This is a genomic window from Paraburkholderia sp. Ac-20342 (assembly GCF_017104985.1).
Classification (GTDB): Bacteria; Pseudomonadota; Gammaproteobacteria; order Burkholderiales; family Burkholderiaceae; genus Paraburkholderia.
In genome coordinates this window covers 83,992-100,764 of sequence record NZ_JAAGPQ010000013.1, presented here as the reverse complement: position 1 = coordinate 100,764, position 16,773 = coordinate 83,992, and the positions used below count along the sequence as shown (strand labels likewise).

Here is a 16,773-nt window from a genome sequence, read left to right as displayed (position 1 = left end):
ATGGCAAACACACATTCCGCCGATATCGTCGTAGTCGGCTCGGGCGTCGCCGGTAGTCTGGTCGCGCATCAACTCGCGCTCGCCGGTGCCTCGGTGATTCTGCTCGAAGCCGGGCCGCGCATTCCGCGCTGGCAGATCGTCGAGAACTTCCGCAATTCGCCGGCCAAGTCCGACTTCGCGACGCCGTATCCGTCGACGCCTTATGCGCCGCATCCCGAGTACTCGCCCGCGAACGGCTATCTGATCCAGAAGGGCGATTATCCGTACAACTCACAATATGTGCGGCTGGTCGGCGGCACCACGTGGCACTGGGCCGCGGCCGCGTGGCGGCTGCTGCCCTCGGACTTCCAGTTGCACAAGCGCTATGGCGTCGGGCGCGACTGGCCGTATCCGTACGAAACGCTCGAACCGTGGTACGTGGCGGCCGAAGTGCAGCTCGGCGTGTCCGGGCCCGACAGTTCGATCGATCTCGGTTCGCCGCGCTCGAAGCCGTATCCGATGCAGCAGTTGCCGCTCTCGTACATGGACCAGCGCTTCAGCGACGTGCTCAACGCGCAGGGCTTCAAGGTCGTGCCCGAACCGGTCGCGCGCAACAGCCGCCCCTACGATGCGCGGCCGACCTGCTGCGGCAACAACAACTGCATGCCGATCTGTCCGATCGCGGCGATGTACAACGGCGTGATCCACGCGGAAAAGGCCGAGCAGGCCGGCGCGAAACTGATTCCCGAGGCGGTCGCGTATCGCGTCGAGGCGGACGACAAAGGGCTCATCACCGCGGTCCACTACAAGGACCCGAACGGCAACAGCACGCGCGTGACGGGCAAGCTGTTCGTGCTCGCGGCGAACGGCATCGAAACGCCGAAGCTGATGCTGATGTCGAGCTCCGATAAATTCGCGCACGGCATCGGCAACAGCTCCGACCAGGTGGGCCGCAACCTCATGGATCACCCCGGCACCGGGGTCACGTTCCTCGCCAACGAACCCTTGTGGCCCGGCCGCGGACCGATGGAGATGACCTCGATCGTCAACTTCCGCGATGGCGCGTTCCGTTCCGACTACGCGTCGAAGAAGCTGCATCTGTCGAACGGCGTGCCGACCATGAGCGTGACCGCCGACCTGCTGAAAAAAGGCTTGACCGGCGCGGAGCTCGACCGGCAGATTCGCGACCGCGCCGCGCGCACGCTCAACATCAACAGCTTTCACGAGCATCTGCCGGAGCCGCAGAACCGCATCGTGCCGTCGGCCGATCACAAGGACGCGCTCGGCATTCCGCAGCCCGAGATCTACTACTCGATCAACGACTACGTGAAGAAGAGCGCGGCCAACACGCATGAACTCTATGCGCGGATCGCGGCGCTGTTCGGCGGCACCGAAATCTCGTTCGACGATACCTTCGCACCGAACAATCACATCATGGGTACGACGATCATGGGCAGCGACCCGGCGACTTCGGTCGTCGACGCGGACTGCCGCACGCACGATCACCCGAATCTGTTCATTGCCAGCAGCGGCGTGATGCCCACCGCGGCCTCGGTGAACTGCACGCTGACGATCGCGGCCTTGTCGCTGAAGCTGGCCGACAAACTCAAGCGCGAAATCTGAGCCCCGACCGGAGAGCCACCATGCTGAAGAACCTCTCTCTCGCGCGGCCGGACCCTGCGCACAGACATGCGGCGCGGCGCCGCCGCTTTGGCGCCGCGCTGGCGGTCGCGTTCGCGCTGTTCGCGCTGTCGATGGCGTGGCGCGAGGTGTCCGGCCCGGGCGAGCCATTGAGCGACGAATTGCCGATCACCCAGGCCCATGCCGACGACGCCATGCAAGCGTCCGATGCCGGGGCCGTCGCGCTCGCCGGCTCCGCCGCCAACGGCGATCTCGTCAAACGCGGCGAGTACCTGACGCGCGCCGCCGATTGCGCGGCCTGCCACACCGCGGACAAGTCGCGTCCGTTCGCGGGCGGCCTGCCGATCAGCACGCCGTTCGGCACGATCGTCACGCCGAACATCACGCCCGACCCCGACACCGGCATCGGCCAATGGAGCGACGCCGACTTCATGCGCGCGATGCACGAAGGCATCGGCAAGGGCGGCGAGCGGCTGTACCCGGCGTTTCCCTACACGGCCTATACGCGCGTGACCGATCAGGACGTGCTCGCGATTCGCGCGTACCTGAACACGCTCACGCCGATTCACTACACGCCGCCCGCCAACAGCCTCAAGTTCCCGTTCAACCAGCGCTGGCTCATGGTGTTCTGGAACCTGTTCAACTTCAACGAGGGCCGCTTCGTTCCCGATCCGAAGCAGAGCGCCGAATGGAATCGCGGCGCGTATCTCGTCGAAGGGCTCGCGCATTGCGAGGAGTGCCATACGCCGCGCAATTTCATGCAGGGGCTGCAGACGAGCGCGCGCTTCTCGGGTGCGGTGCAGGCAGGCTGGCACGCGTTCAACATCACGCCGGACAAGGTGAGCGGCGTGGGCGACTGGCACGACGACGAACTCGCCGCGTATCTGTCGACGGGCGCCGTGCCGGGCCGCGCGAATGCGGCTGGACCGATGGGCGAAGTGGTCGCGAACAGCACGCAGTATCTGACGCCGGTGGACCTGCGCTCGATCGTCGTCTATCTGCGCTCGCTACCGGCCGTGAGCGGCGGCGAGACGCGCGGGCGCCACCAGTGGGGCACGCCCGCCGCCGACGTCACCGCGCTGCGCGGGGCGAAGATCACTGGCGCGAGCGGCGAGGTGAGCGGCGCGCAGCTGTTCATCGGCAATTGCGCGACCTGTCACAGCTGGACCGGCGAGGGCGTGGGCGCGAGCGCGCCGGGAGCGTATCCGTCGCTGATTCACAATTCGACGGTCGGCGCGAGCGACGCGAACAATCTCGCGCTGGTGATCCTGCACGGCGTGAGCCGCACCACGTCGCACGCGGACGTGCTGATGCCCGCGTTCGGCGGCCATCTCGACGACGAGCAGATCGCCGCCATCACGAACTACGTGACGAAGCAGTTCGGCAATCCGCAGGCGACCATGACGGCAGCCGGGGTCGCGAAGCTGCGCGCGCAGCAGTGACACAGTGAGGCGAGACGATGGCGTTGCAATGACGCCGTGGCCGCGTGGCCGTGTCGAGGTCCACGGGCGAAGACGCCGGGCCGATGTCGGTCCTGTATCGTTTTGTGACAATTCTGCCCGCCCGGACACAACGATACGATGGGCGCCGCGCATACGATACCGCGTCTGCCGCATTATCATGAACAGATGGATTCCACACCCGCCAACGTCGTTCAGCATCACGCAGCCAACGAGCTTGGCCGCGATTTCGTGGTCGGCGATTTGCATGGCTGCGTCGATGCGCTCCGTTATCTGCTGTGCCAGATCGTGTTCGATCCGGCGCGCGACCGGCTGTTTTCCGTCGGCGATCTCGTCGATCGCGGCGAGCATTCCGAGCAGGCGCTCGCACTGCTCGCGAAGCCGTGGTTCTTCGCCGTGCTCGGCAATCACGAGGACACGCTGTGCGCGGTCGCCGATGGCCGTTTGCGGCGGCAGTGGTGGTACGGCATCGGCGGCGCATGGGCCGCGGACGTGCCCGACGAGCGCCTGCGCCACTACGCGCAGCATCTGCGCACGCTGCCGCTCGCGCGCACGATCGGCAGCGGCAAGGACCGCTTCAACGTTCTGCATGCCGAATTTTTCGGCTCGGACGCCGATCTCGACGCGGGGAATTTCTCCGCCGAAAAGCGTCAGCAGTTGCTATGGGGGCGTGAGCTCGCGCTCGGCAACGGCGACCCGCTGCGGCAACGCGGCTTGTCGCTGACCTACTGCGGCCATACGCCGATGCGCGACATCACGCAGATCGGCTCGCAGGTGTTTATCGACACCGGCGCGTTCGGGCCCGACGGCAAGCTCACGATCGTGCAGCCGCTGGCGCTGCGGCGCTGGTCGATTTCGGTCGAGGAAGCGCGGGCCGATGGGGCGGCGGCGCTGGCACTGCCGTGAGCGTGTGCCGTCTTCCGCCGCACGGCGTTGCGTTTGCCGTGCGGCTTGCCGCTTGCTTCGGCCCGCGGTTCGTCGTTACCCCACCTGATTGAGCTCGAACACCATATCCACGCTCGTGCCGTTCCAGTTGTATTCCAGATACGCCGCGTGATGGCAGTCGCGCAGCACCGTCGTGCGAAACGCGGCGAGGCATTCGCCCGCGCCGTCGCGCACCGACGGATAGGCGATGCCCGGCGCGCCCGCCTGCCGCACCGCCCGCCCGAGCGCCTGGCCGGCCAGGTAGTCGTGCGGCGAGAGCACGGCGGGATCGAGCGCGGCATCGTGGCGCAGATCGACGACCGTGCCTTGCGCGACCACGGTGTAGAGACGCATCTGCTGACGTAGCGGTGGTTCGGCGGTCGCGGCGAGGAATTTCCCCGTGTGATAGCGCGTTTCGGCGATCGCCGTCGCGCGCGAGCGGGCGCAGTAGAACACGCCGTAGGTGCCGTCCGAAAAGCGGCTGCCGAGCGGATTCAGATGCGTGAGCGCGGCCATGATCGGCCCGTAGCCGGGTCCGAAGCGGCGCTCCTCGCGCGGCACGAGATCGAGTTCGCCGACTTCGGTACGCAGACGGTCGTTGGTCATCGCTTCGAGCGCGTAGAGCGCGTCGAAATCTTCGGGGGAAGCGACCCGGTCGAACAGATTGACGGCCGGAAAGCGGGTTGGAATGACGCGATACGCGGGCGACCAGTCGAGCGCGGCGCTGGTCCAGCGGTCCTGCCAGTTCGCTTGTGTCACGCCCAGCCGCCTCGCATTGCGTCGAGATACTGGCGCACGGCCACGAGATCGCTGATATTGCCCGCCAGCATGCGGTCCAGCGCGCGCCGGCCGCCGAACGGCGGCGCGCTGTTGGGGCGCTTGATCCAGGTATCGGCGGCGCTCGGTTGCGGCAGCAGAATCTGCAATGCCTTGTAGATGCCGAGCAGAAGCGACAGGCGCTCCAGTGTGTCGCGCCCGAGGCGCGCCGTTTCGGGCGACGCCTTCCATTTGAAGAACGTGGAGCGGCCCGGCGAGCCGAGCAGGACGATCTGCTCGTCGGCGTTCAGGTCCCAGTCGCGCGCGATGTTGAAGAACGCGCGCAGCCCCGCAGCCGACATTTGCGTGAGCGTGGGTTCCGGGGCGGGCCGTCGTAACGGCGACTCGGGCGGAGTGAGGCGGGCAGCGTGAGCCATGATCGGGTGAGTCCCTATATGTACTTTGAATGGATATTAGTCCATAAATGGATTTTTGCAAGAGAATATAATCGCGGCTCGTTTTTGCAGTCGTCGATCAGGAGAAGCAGGAGATGCGGGTTCGAGCAGTAGCAGCGGCGCTGGCCGTGTGGTGTGTGTCGGAAGCGGCCATGGCGGCGGGTTATACGGAAACGTGGAATCCGCCCGAGGCGAGCGGGCATGTCGTCAGCGGACATGTCACGAAAGCGGTGCGGCAAAAGCCGGGTGGGGCGAAGGGTAAGGTGGCCGAGGCCAAGGCCGGTGGGAAGCGCGGCGGCGCGCATGGGAAGCAGGTGGCGAGCGTTCGGCACGGGGCGGCGCATGGCGCGGCGGGTGGCGGCGTTCACAGCAGCAAGCTCGCGGCGCATGGCGCTGGCGCGAAAAAGGTGGCGGCGAGCGGGGCTGCGAAGGGCGGCATGAAGTTGGCGGCCTTGGGTAGGGGCCGAGCGCATGCGGGCGTGAGCGCGCAGGCCGTGAAGCAGCGTACACAGCCACATGAGCAGCCACATGCGCAGCTTGCGCGTGCGAAATCGACGCAGGGCAAGGTGATGCACGCGGACTTTGCGCCGGGGCATACGGTTCGCCCGCATGTCGCGAAGGTCGCGGCGAAGCCGGTGGCGGCGAGCACGAATCCGGTCGCGCCGGCCGTGCAGACTGCGCCGGCCGCGTCCGTGAACGTTGGCGACATCGCGCCGATGGGCACTGCGCCTAATCCGGCGACCGCTCGCAGCGGCTCGTTGCCGCCGATTATTCACTGAGCGTTATTTCGGCGGGGACGTGTTGTGGCCGACGCGTTGTGCCGTCGCCCATCCGATCTGTTTGACGGCAAACGGGGCGTGTGCCGGGCGCGAAGCGCGTACTTGCGAACGCAGTGTTACCCCGTCGCTAACCCATTCGCCAGCAACCGCAGCGTTTCCGCCGAGCGCGGATCGCGCACGCGCGAATGCAGCGTCACGCGCGATTCCGGCAGCTCCGGCAAGCCGAGCCGCGCACCGACGTCGACGAGACCGCGCGGCGCAACCCGGCGCGCGAGCGGCGAGACGGCGAGCCCTGCCGCCACCGCCGCGCCCACCGCGGCCATGCCGCCGCCGACAAACACTTCCTGCCACGCAACCCCCGCCGCCGTCAGCGCGCGCAGCGCGACGTCGCGCACCTTGCACGGCGGGCTCAGCAATGCCAGCGCGAGGGGCTCGCCGACGCGCGGCAGCCACGCGGGCGAGGCGAGCCAGCCGAGCGGTTCGCTGAAGAGCGTCTGCGCATCGTCGCGCGGCGGCTCGTCCGCGCCATAGCGGATGATCGCCGCGTCGAGCCGGCGCTCGTCGAATTGCGTGAGCAGTGCCGCCGACGTCCCCATATGCAGCTCGATCACGAGCCCCGGATCGTGCGCATTGAGCCGCCTGAGCAACTGCGGCAGATCGGGACCCGCGACATGCTCGCTGAGCCCGAGCGCGAGCCGGCGCCGTTCCACCGACAGCGCGCCCAATGCGCGCTCGTGCGCATTCAGCAGTTCGCGCGCCGCGCCGAGAAACGCGTTGCCATCGGCGGACAGGCGCACGAGGCGCGGCGTGCGTTCGAGCAACGGCTTGCCGAGATGCGCTTCGAGCCGCTTCAGCTTGAGGCTGACGGCCGATTGCGTGGTGTCGAGCGCGTCGGCGGCGCGCGTGAAGCTGCGCAGATCGGCGACGAGCACGAATGCCCGCACCGCATCGAGATCGAGCACTTTCATTTCCAATGAATATGGATGAAATAGGCGAAGATATCTGTTTATTATGACTGAGCGTGCCTAAGCTGTGTTTAACCCAACACCGCAACAGGAGTCGATCATGCCGCTCACCCGAATCTCACTGCGCGCCGGCAAGCCGGCCGAATACCGCGAAGCGCTGACTGCGGGCATCCAGCGCTCGCTGGTGGACACGTTCAACGTGCCGCCCGACGACATGTTCATGCTGATTACGGAGCACACGCCGGGCAACATGATCTATGACCGGCAGTATCAGAACATCGAGCGTGGCGACGATTTCGTCGTGATCCAGTTGACCGTGAGCAACACGCGCACGATCGAGCAGAAGAAGGCGCTGTACCGGCGGATCGTCGATGAACTGGCGAAATCGCCGGGCGTGCGGCGCGAGGATGTGTTCATCAACCTCGTCGAGGTGGAGAAAGAGAACTGGTCGTTTGGGAATGGGGTTGCGCAGTATGCGACGTAGGCGCGTGCGGGGCAGAGCATCTTCGATGCTCCGCCCCTGCGATTATCCGGTTCAAGCCCCTCAAGCCATTTGAGGCTCAAACGGAAACTGCTCGATCTCCCCGCCGCGCGCCACCACCACCGTGCTCTCCGGAATTTCCTCCCACCAGTCCGGCAAATCGGAGAGCGGTTCCGACAGGACCAGAAACGCATCTTCACCGACCATCGCGATGCGCGGATCGTCGGGATACAACTCGTGCAGATGATGGAACGACGTGCTGTGATACAGCGAGCGTGATTGCTGTTCACTCGAATAACGCACCGCCACGATCTGCTCGCCGTCGGTTGCGCAGACGGTCATGTTCAGCGGCTGATCCACGCCGTGGCGGCGGCCGGTTTCCTCGACGAACGCCACCATGCGCCTGAGCGCGGTGACGGGCGCCAGTTCGAGACCGAACGTGAGCGCGAGGAAGAACAGCACTTCGGAATCGGTCGATCCCTCGACCGACGGGAACAGTTCCGGGTCGATCGCGACCATCAGATCGCGACGCAGCGCCGGATAGTTGCGCACGAGGCCGTTGTGCGCGAACAGCCACCGGCCGTGGCGAAACGGATGACAGTTGGTTTCCTGCGAAGGCGTGCCGGTCGCCGCGCGTATGTGCGCGACGAACATCGGCGCGCGAATCGCGCGCGCGGCTTCACGCAGATTGCGATCGCTCCACGCCGGCTGAATGCAGCGATAGCGGAACGGAATGTCGGTCGGATGGCCGTACCAGCCGATTCCGAAGCCGTCACCGTTGGTGGTCGTGTTGCCGAGCCGCGAATGCAGGCTCTGATCGATCAGCGAATGCTTGGCGTTGAACAGCACCGTTTCGAGCTGAAGCGGTTTGCCGGAATAAGCGAGCCAGCGGCACATGAAATGTCTCCTGTCGAATACGCTTCTATCTGGCGGCCGGTTGCAGCGTCGTGATCGTGATCCGTACACCGATGCACGGCAGCAGCGACGACGATACACGGATTACCGCCCCGGCACCTTTCAAGCCGAAATAATGGGCAAAAATTTCCACGCGGCGGCGGATCGGCATGCCGTAAGCGCTACTCATGGTCGACAAAGACCGTGTCGTTATAATGATTCGCGGTCCTTTCCGGACCCTAGCCCTCGCCCCGGCCCTTCAACTTCTCCCGCCATGCCCACCGACCGCACCGATCCCCCTCGCGAATCCCTCGAACTCGGCGGCTCCGTCTGGTTTCAAGCCGGCACGCAGACGCTCGGCGGCGCGGCGCGCATCGCGCTGCTCGCGGCGATCGGCGAAACCGGCTCGATCACGAGCGCGGCGAAGGCGGTCGGCATCAGCTACAAAGGCGCGTGGGACGCCATCGACACGATGAACAACCTCGCGGGCGAACCGCTCGTCGTGCGGATGACGGGCGGCAAGGGCGGTGGCGGCACCACGCTCACGCCGCGCGCGGTGAAGCTGATCGCGACGTTTCGCGCGGTCGAGCGCGAGCATCGGCGTTTTCTCGAACGCGCGGGTGCGGCGATCGAAGGTTTCGCGACGGACTGGGACCTGATCGGCCGCATCGGCGTGAAGACCAGCGCGCGCAACCAGTTCTACGGCACCGTTTCGGCGATTACGCGCGGCAGCGTCAACGACGAAGTCACGCTCGCGCTGCCCGGCGGCCAGGCGATTGTCGCCGTGCTCACGCACGAGAGCACCGAGGCGCTGGGGCTCGCCGAGGGCACGGTGGCGTTCGCGCTGATCAAGGCGTCGTGGGTCGTGCTGCTCGTCGATGGCGCAGACGGCGCGCCGCTCAGGCTATCGGCGCGCAATCAGTTGCGCGGCGCCGTGCAGAGCGTGAAGCGCGGTGCGGTGAACGCGGAAGTGTCGCTGGCGCTCGACGGCGGCGCGGTCATGACCGCGGTCGTCACCAACGAAAGCGCCAACGCACTCGGCTTACGGGAAGGCGCGAGCGCGGTGGCCGCGTTCAAGGCGTCGAGCGTGATACTCGGCGTGAAGGACTGAGCGGTGGCAGGGACGGCGAGACCGCGCCCTTATGACTCGCTGCGCACATACCCCGCGAACGGATGGTCTTCGCGCACGCGGCCATCGTTGACCTGCACGACCTGATCGCCGAATGCCGCGACGTCGTCGGGATCGTGCGTAATCAGCACCATCGGAATATCGAGCCGCGTTTGCAGGTCCGACAGTTCGCGCCGCATGCGCTGGCGCAGCGCGCTGTCGAGCGCGGAAAACGGCTCGTCGAGCAACAGCAGGCGCGGCTGCGCGACCAGCGCCCGCGCCAGTGCGACGCGCTGCTTCTGCCCGCCGGACAGTTGCACCGGGTGATTGCCCGCGACGCCCCTCAACTCCAGCGCCTCGAGCCAGTAATCGACCTGCGGATGCGAGCCGCGCGCGCGCGGATTGAACCAGCCCCGGCGCAGCCCGAAGCCGATGTTCTGCCGCACGTTGAGATGCGGGAACAGCGCGTAGTCCTGAAACAGATACGCGATCTTGCGCGCCTGCGGTTTCTGATCGACGCCGCTCGCGCTGTCGAACAGCGTGGTGCCGTGCAGCGTGATCGATCCCTCGTCGGGGCGCAGCAAACCGGCAATCGCCTGCAGCGTCAGGCTCTTGCCCGCGCCGGACGGGCCGAACAGCACGAGCCGCTGGGTGTTCGCGCGGAACGAAACGTCGAGCGTGAAGCGGCGCTCGGCGGTCTCGAAGGTCTTGCGGATGGCGACGTCGAGCGGCATGTCAGCGAGACCTCAGAAGCGTGTGCTGCGGCACGAGCCGCCCCGCGAGCAGCAGGATCGTGACGCACGTCGCCGAGGTTACGAGCACGAGGAAGTTCGCGGTGCTGTCGTCGCCGGCCTGCACGGCCGAGTAGACCGCGACCGAGAGCGTCTGCGTGCGGCCCGGCAGATTGCCGGCGATCATCAGCGTCGCGCCGAATTCGCCGAGCGCGCGCGCGAACGCGAGCAGGCCGCCGGCGAGAATGCCGCGCGCGGCAAGCGGCAGCGTCACGCGAAAGAAGATCGCCGCTTCGCTGACGCCGAGCGTGCGCGCCGCGCGCTCCAACTGCGGATCGACGCCCTCGAAGGCGGCACGCGCCGACTTCAGCACGAGCGGAAACGCCACCACTGTCGAGGCGATCACCGCGCCCTGCCATGTGAACACGAGCTGGATGTCGAAGCGGTCGAGCCACGCGCCGATCACGCCGCGCCGGCCGAGCAGCACAAGCAGGTAGTAGCCGAGCACGGTCGGCGGCAGCACGAGCGGCAGCATCAGCAGCGAGTCGATCACGTCGCGCGCGCCGGAGCGCCAGCGCGACAGACCGAGCCCCGCCGCGACGCCGAGCACGAGATTCAGCGCGGTGGCCCAGCCCGCCACCTTCAGCGACAGCAGCAGCGGAACCCAGGCCTGTTGCATGACGTGTGCTTTCCCGTCGATCAGTGCGCGGGCTTGAAGCCGTACTTCGCGAGCACGGCCTGGCCGGCCGGCGACAGCACGAAGTCGATGAACGCCTGGGCGTCGGCCGCGTGATGGCTGCCGTCGACCTGCGCGATCGGATAGGTGATCGGCGTTTGCGTCGGCAGGCTCAGCGCGACCTTGACCTTGTCGGGCATGATCGCGGCGTCGGTGCCGAACACGAAGCCGGCGTCGACTTCGCCGCGCGCGACGTAGTCGAGGCTCTGGCGCACGTTCGCCGCGAGCACGGCCTTCGCGTTGACCGCGTCCCACACGCCGGCAGCCTTCAGCGCGCCTTGCGTATAGCGGCCGACCGGCACCGAAGCCGGATCGCCGAACGCGACGCGCTTCACGTTCGCGGTCGTCAGATCGTTGAGGCTCGCCGGGGCGAAGTGGCTGTCGTTCGGCACGATCAGCACCAGCGAATTGGCCGCGAAGTCGCGCCGCGTGGACGGCACGATCACTTTTTGCGAGGCGGCCATGTCCATCGCCTTCTGGTCCGCCGAGGCGAACACGTCGGCCGGCGCGCCCTTGACGATCTGCTGCATCAGCACGTCGGACGCGCCGAAGTTCAGCAGAACCTTGGTGCCCGGATGCTGCTGCTGGAACGCGTCGCCGACTGCCTTGAACGCGTTGGTCAGGCTGGCGGCGGCGGAGACCACGAGTTCGTCGGCGTGGGCGTTCACGCTGACCACAACGGAGACGGCGCTTGCGACGCAAAGCGCGTATTTCTTCAGATGGCGGGAGAGTGTCATGAAGGACCTGAAAGTCTGACGTGGACGGGAAGCAGCGGTTTAAAAACGCTATCGTAATATATGCGCGGTTATAGCGGTGTGCGCATGACCGGCGATCGAGGCTGACGCTTCATTTTCGGCGTGCAGCGCTCGTGGATCGGGACAGGATCGGCGGGGAACCGGGAACTGCGAGGAACGCTCGCAGCAAACCCGAAGAGAGCGGCGCCGTGCCGCTCAGACGTGAGACGCGTGCTGCGGCGCGAGCGTATTGAGCGTTTGCGACAGCGGCAGGCTGGCCGGACGAATCTCGCGCGCGGCCTTCCACTTGGCGCGGATGAACGGCCGGTCGTGGCCGGACACCTTCAGCGCGATATGCGTGACCCAGCGCTGCGTCGGCACATGCACGTCGTGCATCGCGATGGCGAGCACCATCATGCTGACGGCGACTGGCAGCGCTGCGAGGCGCCCCGGCTCGGCATTCCACGCGATGCGCACGAACAGCAGCGCCGCGAGCGCGCCGACGATGCAGCCGGTGACCGCTTCGGACGGCGAATGCGCGCTCAGCACGACGCGCGACAAGCCCACCGCGATGCCGGCGGCCAGCCCCGCCAGCACGCCGAGCAGACGGATGGCGGGCCGCGCGGGCAACAGCATCAGGAACATCGCGACCGGGTAGACCGCCGTGGACAGCGTCGCGTGGCCGCTGACGCCAGTGAAATCGAGTTCCCGCACGCCGACGCCCCAGCCGAGGAAGGCCAGCTTGGTCACCGTCACGATGCCGATGGCCGCGCCGAGCAGCAGCAGCCAGCCGGCCGCGAGCCGCCACGAGTAGCCGACCGCCAGCCAGAGTGCGATGGCGAACGCGAGCGGCAGCGTGAGGCCGGCGCCGCCGAGGCTGGTAATCGAATACCACAGGTGGATCGGTAAGTCGGGCATGGCTAAAGTGCGACGTGGGCCGCGTGAAATGAGGTGGGTGGGTAGCCGAACCGGCGCGCGGCCGGCACGGACGCCGCTTTCGCCCGGGTTGGGACCTTCGGCATTAACCGCCAGTATAGACGGGTGTCGCTCGCCGGTCTTGCCGCGCACCGCGCATTTACGCGCCAAATGTTGGCTGGCGAACGGGACGTCGTGCCAGCTTGCGCGGTGCTTACCGGGTGCCTGTCGTGGACGTCGACGAGCAGCGGTTAGGGTTCGACGGCAGGATGGCAACAAGGTTCGCCGGAGAGAAAATCGGACTCGGCATGATTGTCAGTCTTCGGCAACGCATGAAAAATGATGTTATTGTGCATTGCACAACTTCGTGTGAACTCGCGTTTTTCGCCGGTTTGCACTGTCCCTTTTTGCGAGGTTATCGCCGATGGCAAAAAGCCTATCGAAAATCTGGCTGCGCGGTTTGAAGCGCCTGCTCGCGATTCAAACCGAACATGCGCAAAAGTCCACCCGACGCGCACCGGCGCGACCCGTGCGCGCCGCCGCCAACAAACCGTCGAGCAAGGCTCGTCCGCTCAAGCCGGCCGACGCGCTGCGCACGCCCGTGAAGCGCGAGTCGCGCGTGCGGCCGCGCGCGGCCGCGTGGGCGAGCGGCTCGTGGACGCGCTCGTTCCACTCCGCGCCGGTGGCGCCGGGGCGGCTCGTCAATCATCTGCAGTACGGGCTGTATGTGCCGTCGGGCCATGCGCTGGAAGCGATGCCGCTCGTCGTGATGCTGCACGGCTGCACGCAATCCATCGACGAATTCGCCGAGGGCACGCGCATGAATCTGCTCGCCGATCGCTACGGCTTTGCGGTGGTGTACCCGGAGCAGTCGAAGCACGCGCACTCGCACCGCTGCTGGCACTGGTACGACGCCAGCGACAGCGCGGGCGGCGCCGAGGCGCGCGCGGTGGTGTCGCTCGTCGACGAGCTCGTCGCGCAGCATGGTTTCGACCGGGAGCGCGTCTACGTGGCCGGGATTTCCGCGGGCGCGGGCCTGACGGCGCTGCTGGCGCTCAACTATCCGGATCGTTTCGCCGCGGTCGCGCTGCATTCCGGCCCCGCAATCGGCGAGGCCCGCTCGGGCATCGCCGCCATGGACGTGATGCGGCGCGGCGTGCGCCGCGAACCGGCCGAGCTCGTCGACGAAATGACGGACGTTGCGCAATATCCGGGCATGCCGGCGCTCATCATCCACGGCGACGCCGATCACGTGGTCGCGCCCGTCAACGCGGACCAGCTGGCGGCGCAGTTCCTGCGTCTGAACCGTCTCGTCGACGCCGACGGCGCACGCCGGGCCGGCGAAATGCGCGAAGACCGCAAGGGCGGCGTAGTGATGCGCGACTATCTGCGCGGCGGCCGGCGTGTGGTGCGGGTGTGCCGTGTGCAGGGGCTCGGCCACGCATGGGCGGGCGGCGACGACGCATTGCCGTTCCATTCCGCCAAAGGTCCGGACGCGAGCGCCATGCTGTGGGAGTTTTTCAGGCATCAGCGCCGCACGGATGCGAGACGTGCCGTGGAAGGCCTGGCGGCGTCGTCGGCCGGGAGATGACACCGGAAGCGCGCCTCGAAAATGAGCAGTAGCGCGAAACTAGGGTTTTCCCTATAATACGGGTTATCCCTTAGTTGTAACGCACAGCCTTCATTTCCGAGGTCGACCATGTATCTGCTTAGCCGCCTGTTCCTGTTTCTGACCAAATCGCCGGACCAACTCGCAAAAGAGCGCGCCGACGACTACCTCTCCGAAGCGACCGATCTCTACGATCTCGAATTCCGCATGCGCAAACTGGACCGCGAAGGCAGCGTGCGCCAGCCGTCGTGGATGAGCCAGCACTACGGCTAAGCAGGCGCGAGCGTCGCGATAGTCGGAAAGACATCGGCGTGTGGTGAGGCGCCGATGTGCGGGGCGAGCCGCTCAGGTATCGCGAACCGCCACGGGTTTTTCAGCGTAGTTGCCGCCGGGCAGCCTGCGCGCCCAACGCCCAACCAATCGGCTCCGCGTCAAGCAGCCGGATTCAACTGCCAGAGCGCGTAATTCAGTAGCGCCGCGTACGCGACCCAGATCACGTACGGCATCAGCATCACACCGGCCAGGCGGTCCCGTCGCCAGAAGACGCCGGTCAGCATAACGATCAGCACCAGCAGAATCACGATATCGGCTAATGCCATTTCCGGCCGATGCAGACCGAAGAATAGCCACATCCACGCGGCGTTGAACACCAACTGAACCACCCACAGGACGATTGCCGCGCTCAGGCCATTGTGCTTCCATACGCGCCACGCGGAAAACGCCATCAGCACGTAGAGCACGCTCCAGACCGGCGGGAAGACCCAGTTCGGCGGATTGAACGCGGGCTTTTGCAGTCCCGCGTACCAAGCGTCCGGCAAGGACAGGCTTGCGGCCCAGCCGGCCGCAAGCGTCAGAATCAGAAACACGAGCAGCGACGGCAGACGGCGCATCTTCATCCCTCCAGGCGTTTTTCTTCAATGATGTAAGCGGGCACTCACTTGCCGAAACGGGCCAGTGTACGCAGGCGCGCCTGCGCATGATCGACGATCGGCTCGGGATAATTCCCGCCCAGCACCACGCCGAATTCCGCCAGCCGTTCCGCGCCCGCCAGCCACGGCGCGTGAATCCATTTTGCCGGCAGCTTCGTAAGCTGCGGGAGATAGCGTTGGATAAAGCGCCCGTCCGGGTCGAATTTTTCGGATTGCGTGACCGGGTTGAAGATGCGGAAGTACGGCTGCGCGTCGCAGCCCGTTGATGCCGCCCACTGCCAGCCGCCATTGTTCGCGGAGAAATCGAAGTCGTTGAGCCGATCGGCGAAATAGCGTTCGCCGCGGCGCCAGTCCACGCCGAGATCCTTCGTGAGGAAACTCGCCGTCACCATTCGCAAGCGGTTGTGCATGTAGCCGGTGCGGTTCAGTTGCAGCATGGCCGCGTCGACGAGCGGATAGCCGGTGCGGCCGTCGCACCACGCGGCGAATGCGGCGTCGGCTGCGGGGCCTTGTTCCCAGCGCAACTGCTCGTATTCCGGCTTGAACGAGGCGCCCTTTGCGAGGCGCGGATGATGCGCGAGGATCATGAAATAGAAATCGCGCCAGATCAGTTCGGAGAGCCACGTCGCCGCGCCTTGTCCGTCGGGCTGTAGCGACGTTTCGTAGGCGAGCCGCGCGAGCGTGCGGATCGACACCGTGCCGAAGCGCAGATGCACTGACAGATAGCTCGGCCCCTTCGCGGCGGGAAAATCGCGCCGCTCGGCATAGCTGTCGATGCGCGTCAGGAAGTCGTCGAGCAAATGCCGGGCGCCGCTCATGCCGGCAGGCAGCTTCAGGTCTGCCAGATTGCTCGGCGCGAAACCGAGCTGGTCGAGCGTGGGTAATTGCCGGTCGAGCTTGCGCGGCAGCGCCGCGAGATGCTTCGCGTAGGTTTCCACGGGGTAGGGCTTCAGGTCGAATGCATCGAGTTGTTTGAGCCACGCGTTCCTGTACGGCGTGAATACCGTGAACGGTTTGTGCTGGCCGGTCAGCAGTTCGTCGCGCTCGAAAATCACCTGATCCTTGAACGTTAGCCACCGACGCCCCGCTTGCGCGAGGCGCACGCGCACGGTTTCGTCGCGTTCGAGCGCGACCGGTTCGTAGTCGTGATTCGCGAATACGGCATCGACGCGCAGTTCCGCGGCGAGCTTCGGCACCTGCTCGGCCGGATCGCCGTACAGCACGACGAGACCGCCGCCGTGTGCGCGCAACGCGTCGCCAAGCTCGCGCAATGACTCGAGAATGAAGTCGATACGACGATCCGGAGCCCGCTCGCCCGGATGGCGCGCCTGCCACGCGTCGATCAACGGTTGCAGGATCGTCGTGTCGAACACGAATACGCACCAGACGCGCTCGCAATGCTTGAGCGCGTAGTACAGCGCCGCGTGGTCCGTGCTGCGCAGGTCGCGGCGGAACCAGACGAGGCCGGTATCGAAGATGTCGTTCAGGCGGCGGGCAAGTGTCATCGAGCGCGTCGGTCGGAATGAAGGGGGCTCGAAAGCCAGTGCAGCAGATTGCGTGCCCCGTGCGCCCAATGCGTCAGCGCCCGCCCCTATTGTGCAGGGGCGGGCTCTGTTCGCGAGCGCGCGAGGGTGTTGCGCCGGCGGCGCTCATTGGCGGCGTGCTTATCAGCACCAT

The 16,773-nt window shown here is 66.4% G+C and carries 18 protein-coding genes; 8 read left to right on the top strand and 10 right to left on the bottom strand.

Features of this window, described 5'->3' with window-relative positions; all coding sequences use genetic code 11:
* From G3N58_RS07800 to G3N58_RS07790, 3 genes are all read left to right on the top strand, one after another.
* Positions 1 to 1,602: a GMC family oxidoreductase gene (locus tag G3N58_RS07800; RefSeq protein WP_167039144.1), complete on the top strand. Its 1,602-nt coding sequence runs from the start codon at positions 1 to 3 to the stop codon at positions 1,600 to 1,602.
* Between the two features lie 20 nt (positions 1,603 to 1,622).
* Positions 1,623 to 3,062 carry a cytochrome c gene (locus tag G3N58_RS07795; RefSeq protein WP_205998884.1) on the top strand — a complete coding sequence of 480 codons (1,440 nt, stop codon included), beginning with the start codon at positions 1,623 to 1,625 and terminating at the stop codon, positions 3,060 to 3,062.
* A gap of 186 nt (positions 3,063 to 3,248) precedes the next feature.
* Positions 3,249 to 3,986, top strand: coding sequence for a metallophosphoesterase (locus tag G3N58_RS07790; protein WP_205998883.1), 738 nt, complete (start codon positions 3,249 to 3,251; stop codon positions 3,984 to 3,986).
* Between the two features lie 75 nt (positions 3,987 to 4,061).
* Here the strand turns inward: G3N58_RS07790 and G3N58_RS07785 are convergent, their stop codons facing one another.
* Both G3N58_RS07785 and G3N58_RS07780 read right to left on the bottom strand, forming a co-directional pair.
* A complete protein-coding gene (locus G3N58_RS07785; RefSeq protein ID WP_205998882.1) occupies positions 4,062 to 4,763 on the bottom strand; it encodes an RES family NAD+ phosphorylase in 702 nt (233 codons plus the stop codon).
* Positions 4,760 to 5,197, bottom strand: coding sequence for an MbcA/ParS/Xre antitoxin family protein (locus G3N58_RS07780; protein ID WP_167039152.1), 438 nt, complete (start codon positions 5,195 to 5,197; stop codon positions 4,760 to 4,762). Before G3N58_RS07780 ends, G3N58_RS07785 begins: the two co-directional genes overlap by 4 nt.
* A 113-nt stretch (positions 5,198 to 5,310) precedes the next feature.
* Here G3N58_RS07780 and G3N58_RS07775 point away from each other — a divergent pair, with 113 nt between their 5' ends.
* Complete coding sequence (locus tag G3N58_RS07775; protein ID WP_205998881.1) at positions 5,311 to 5,994, top strand: hypothetical protein; 684 nt, start codon at positions 5,311 to 5,313, stop codon at positions 5,992 to 5,994.
* Between the two features lie 116 nt (positions 5,995 to 6,110).
* Here the strand turns inward: G3N58_RS07775 and G3N58_RS07770 are convergent, their stop codons facing one another.
* Complete coding sequence (locus G3N58_RS07770) at positions 6,111 to 6,962, bottom strand: LysR substrate-binding domain-containing protein (protein WP_167283636.1); 852 nt, start codon at positions 6,960 to 6,962, stop codon at positions 6,111 to 6,113.
* 97 nt (positions 6,963 to 7,059) lie between these two features.
* On the opposite strand from G3N58_RS07770, the gene G3N58_RS07765 reads away from it, so the two are divergent.
* Entirely contained in the window at positions 7,060 to 7,443 is a 384-nt protein-coding gene (locus tag G3N58_RS07765; protein WP_205998880.1) for a tautomerase family protein, read from the top strand.
* Between the two features lie 60 nt (positions 7,444 to 7,503).
* Here the strand turns inward: G3N58_RS07765 and G3N58_RS07760 are convergent, their stop codons facing one another.
* Positions 7,504 to 8,337, bottom strand: a complete 834-nt coding sequence (locus tag G3N58_RS07760) for a class II glutamine amidotransferase (RefSeq protein ID WP_167039160.1) — start codon at positions 8,335 to 8,337, stop codon at positions 7,504 to 7,506.
* A 271-nt stretch (positions 8,338 to 8,608) separates the two neighbouring features.
* Here G3N58_RS07760 and G3N58_RS07755 point away from each other — a divergent pair, with 271 nt between their 5' ends.
* Positions 8,609 to 9,445, top strand: a complete 837-nt coding sequence (locus G3N58_RS07755; protein WP_205998879.1) for a TOBE domain-containing protein — start codon at positions 8,609 to 8,611, stop codon at positions 9,443 to 9,445.
* Between the two features lie 29 nt (positions 9,446 to 9,474).
* Here the strand turns inward: G3N58_RS07755 and G3N58_RS07750 are convergent, their stop codons facing one another.
* The 4 genes from G3N58_RS07750 to G3N58_RS07735 all read right to left on the bottom strand — a co-directional run bounded on the left by G3N58_RS07750 (position 9,475) and on the right by G3N58_RS07735 (position 12,561).
* Positions 9,475 to 10,176 carry an ATP-binding cassette domain-containing protein gene (locus G3N58_RS07750; RefSeq protein WP_167039164.1) on the bottom strand — a complete coding sequence of 234 codons (702 nt, stop codon included), beginning with the start codon at positions 10,174 to 10,176 and terminating at the stop codon, positions 9,475 to 9,477.
* 1 nt (position 10,177) lies between these two features.
* Positions 10,178 to 10,852, bottom strand: coding sequence for a molybdate ABC transporter permease subunit (gene modB / locus G3N58_RS07745; RefSeq protein ID WP_205998878.1), 675 nt, complete (start codon positions 10,850 to 10,852; stop codon positions 10,178 to 10,180).
* A 20-nt stretch (positions 10,853 to 10,872) separates the two neighbouring features.
* Complete coding sequence (gene modA / locus G3N58_RS07740) at positions 10,873 to 11,646, bottom strand: molybdate ABC transporter substrate-binding protein (RefSeq protein ID WP_167039168.1); 774 nt, start codon at positions 11,644 to 11,646, stop codon at positions 10,873 to 10,875.
* Positions 11,647 to 11,859: 213 nt separating this feature from the next.
* Positions 11,860 to 12,561, bottom strand: a complete 702-nt coding sequence (locus G3N58_RS07735; protein WP_167039170.1) for a phosphatase PAP2 family protein — start codon at positions 12,559 to 12,561, stop codon at positions 11,860 to 11,862.
* Between the two features lie 421 nt (positions 12,562 to 12,982).
* Here G3N58_RS07735 and G3N58_RS07730 point away from each other — a divergent pair, with 421 nt between their 5' ends.
* Together G3N58_RS07730 and G3N58_RS07725 are read left to right on the top strand one after the other, a co-directional pair.
* Positions 12,983 to 14,149, top strand: a complete 1,167-nt coding sequence (locus G3N58_RS07730; protein WP_205998877.1) for a PHB depolymerase family esterase — start codon at positions 12,983 to 12,985, stop codon at positions 14,147 to 14,149.
* A gap of 108 nt (positions 14,150 to 14,257) precedes the next feature.
* Positions 14,258 to 14,440 (top strand): DUF3563 family protein, encoded by a 183-nt coding sequence (locus G3N58_RS07725; RefSeq protein ID WP_167039175.1) that lies wholly within the window; start codon positions 14,258 to 14,260, stop codon positions 14,438 to 14,440.
* Between the two features lie 158 nt (positions 14,441 to 14,598).
* Here G3N58_RS07725 and G3N58_RS07720 read toward each other — a convergent pair whose 3' ends face one another.
* Positions 14,599 to 15,057 (bottom strand): TspO/MBR family protein, encoded by a 459-nt coding sequence (locus tag G3N58_RS07720; protein WP_205998876.1) that lies wholly within the window; start codon positions 15,055 to 15,057, stop codon positions 14,599 to 14,601.
* Positions 15,058 to 15,101: 44 nt separating this feature from the next.
* Positions 15,102 to 16,601 (bottom strand): deoxyribodipyrimidine photo-lyase, encoded by a 1,500-nt coding sequence (locus tag G3N58_RS07715; protein WP_205988667.1) that lies wholly within the window; start codon positions 16,599 to 16,601, stop codon positions 15,102 to 15,104.
* Positions 16,602 to 16,773 lie beyond the last annotated feature (172 nt).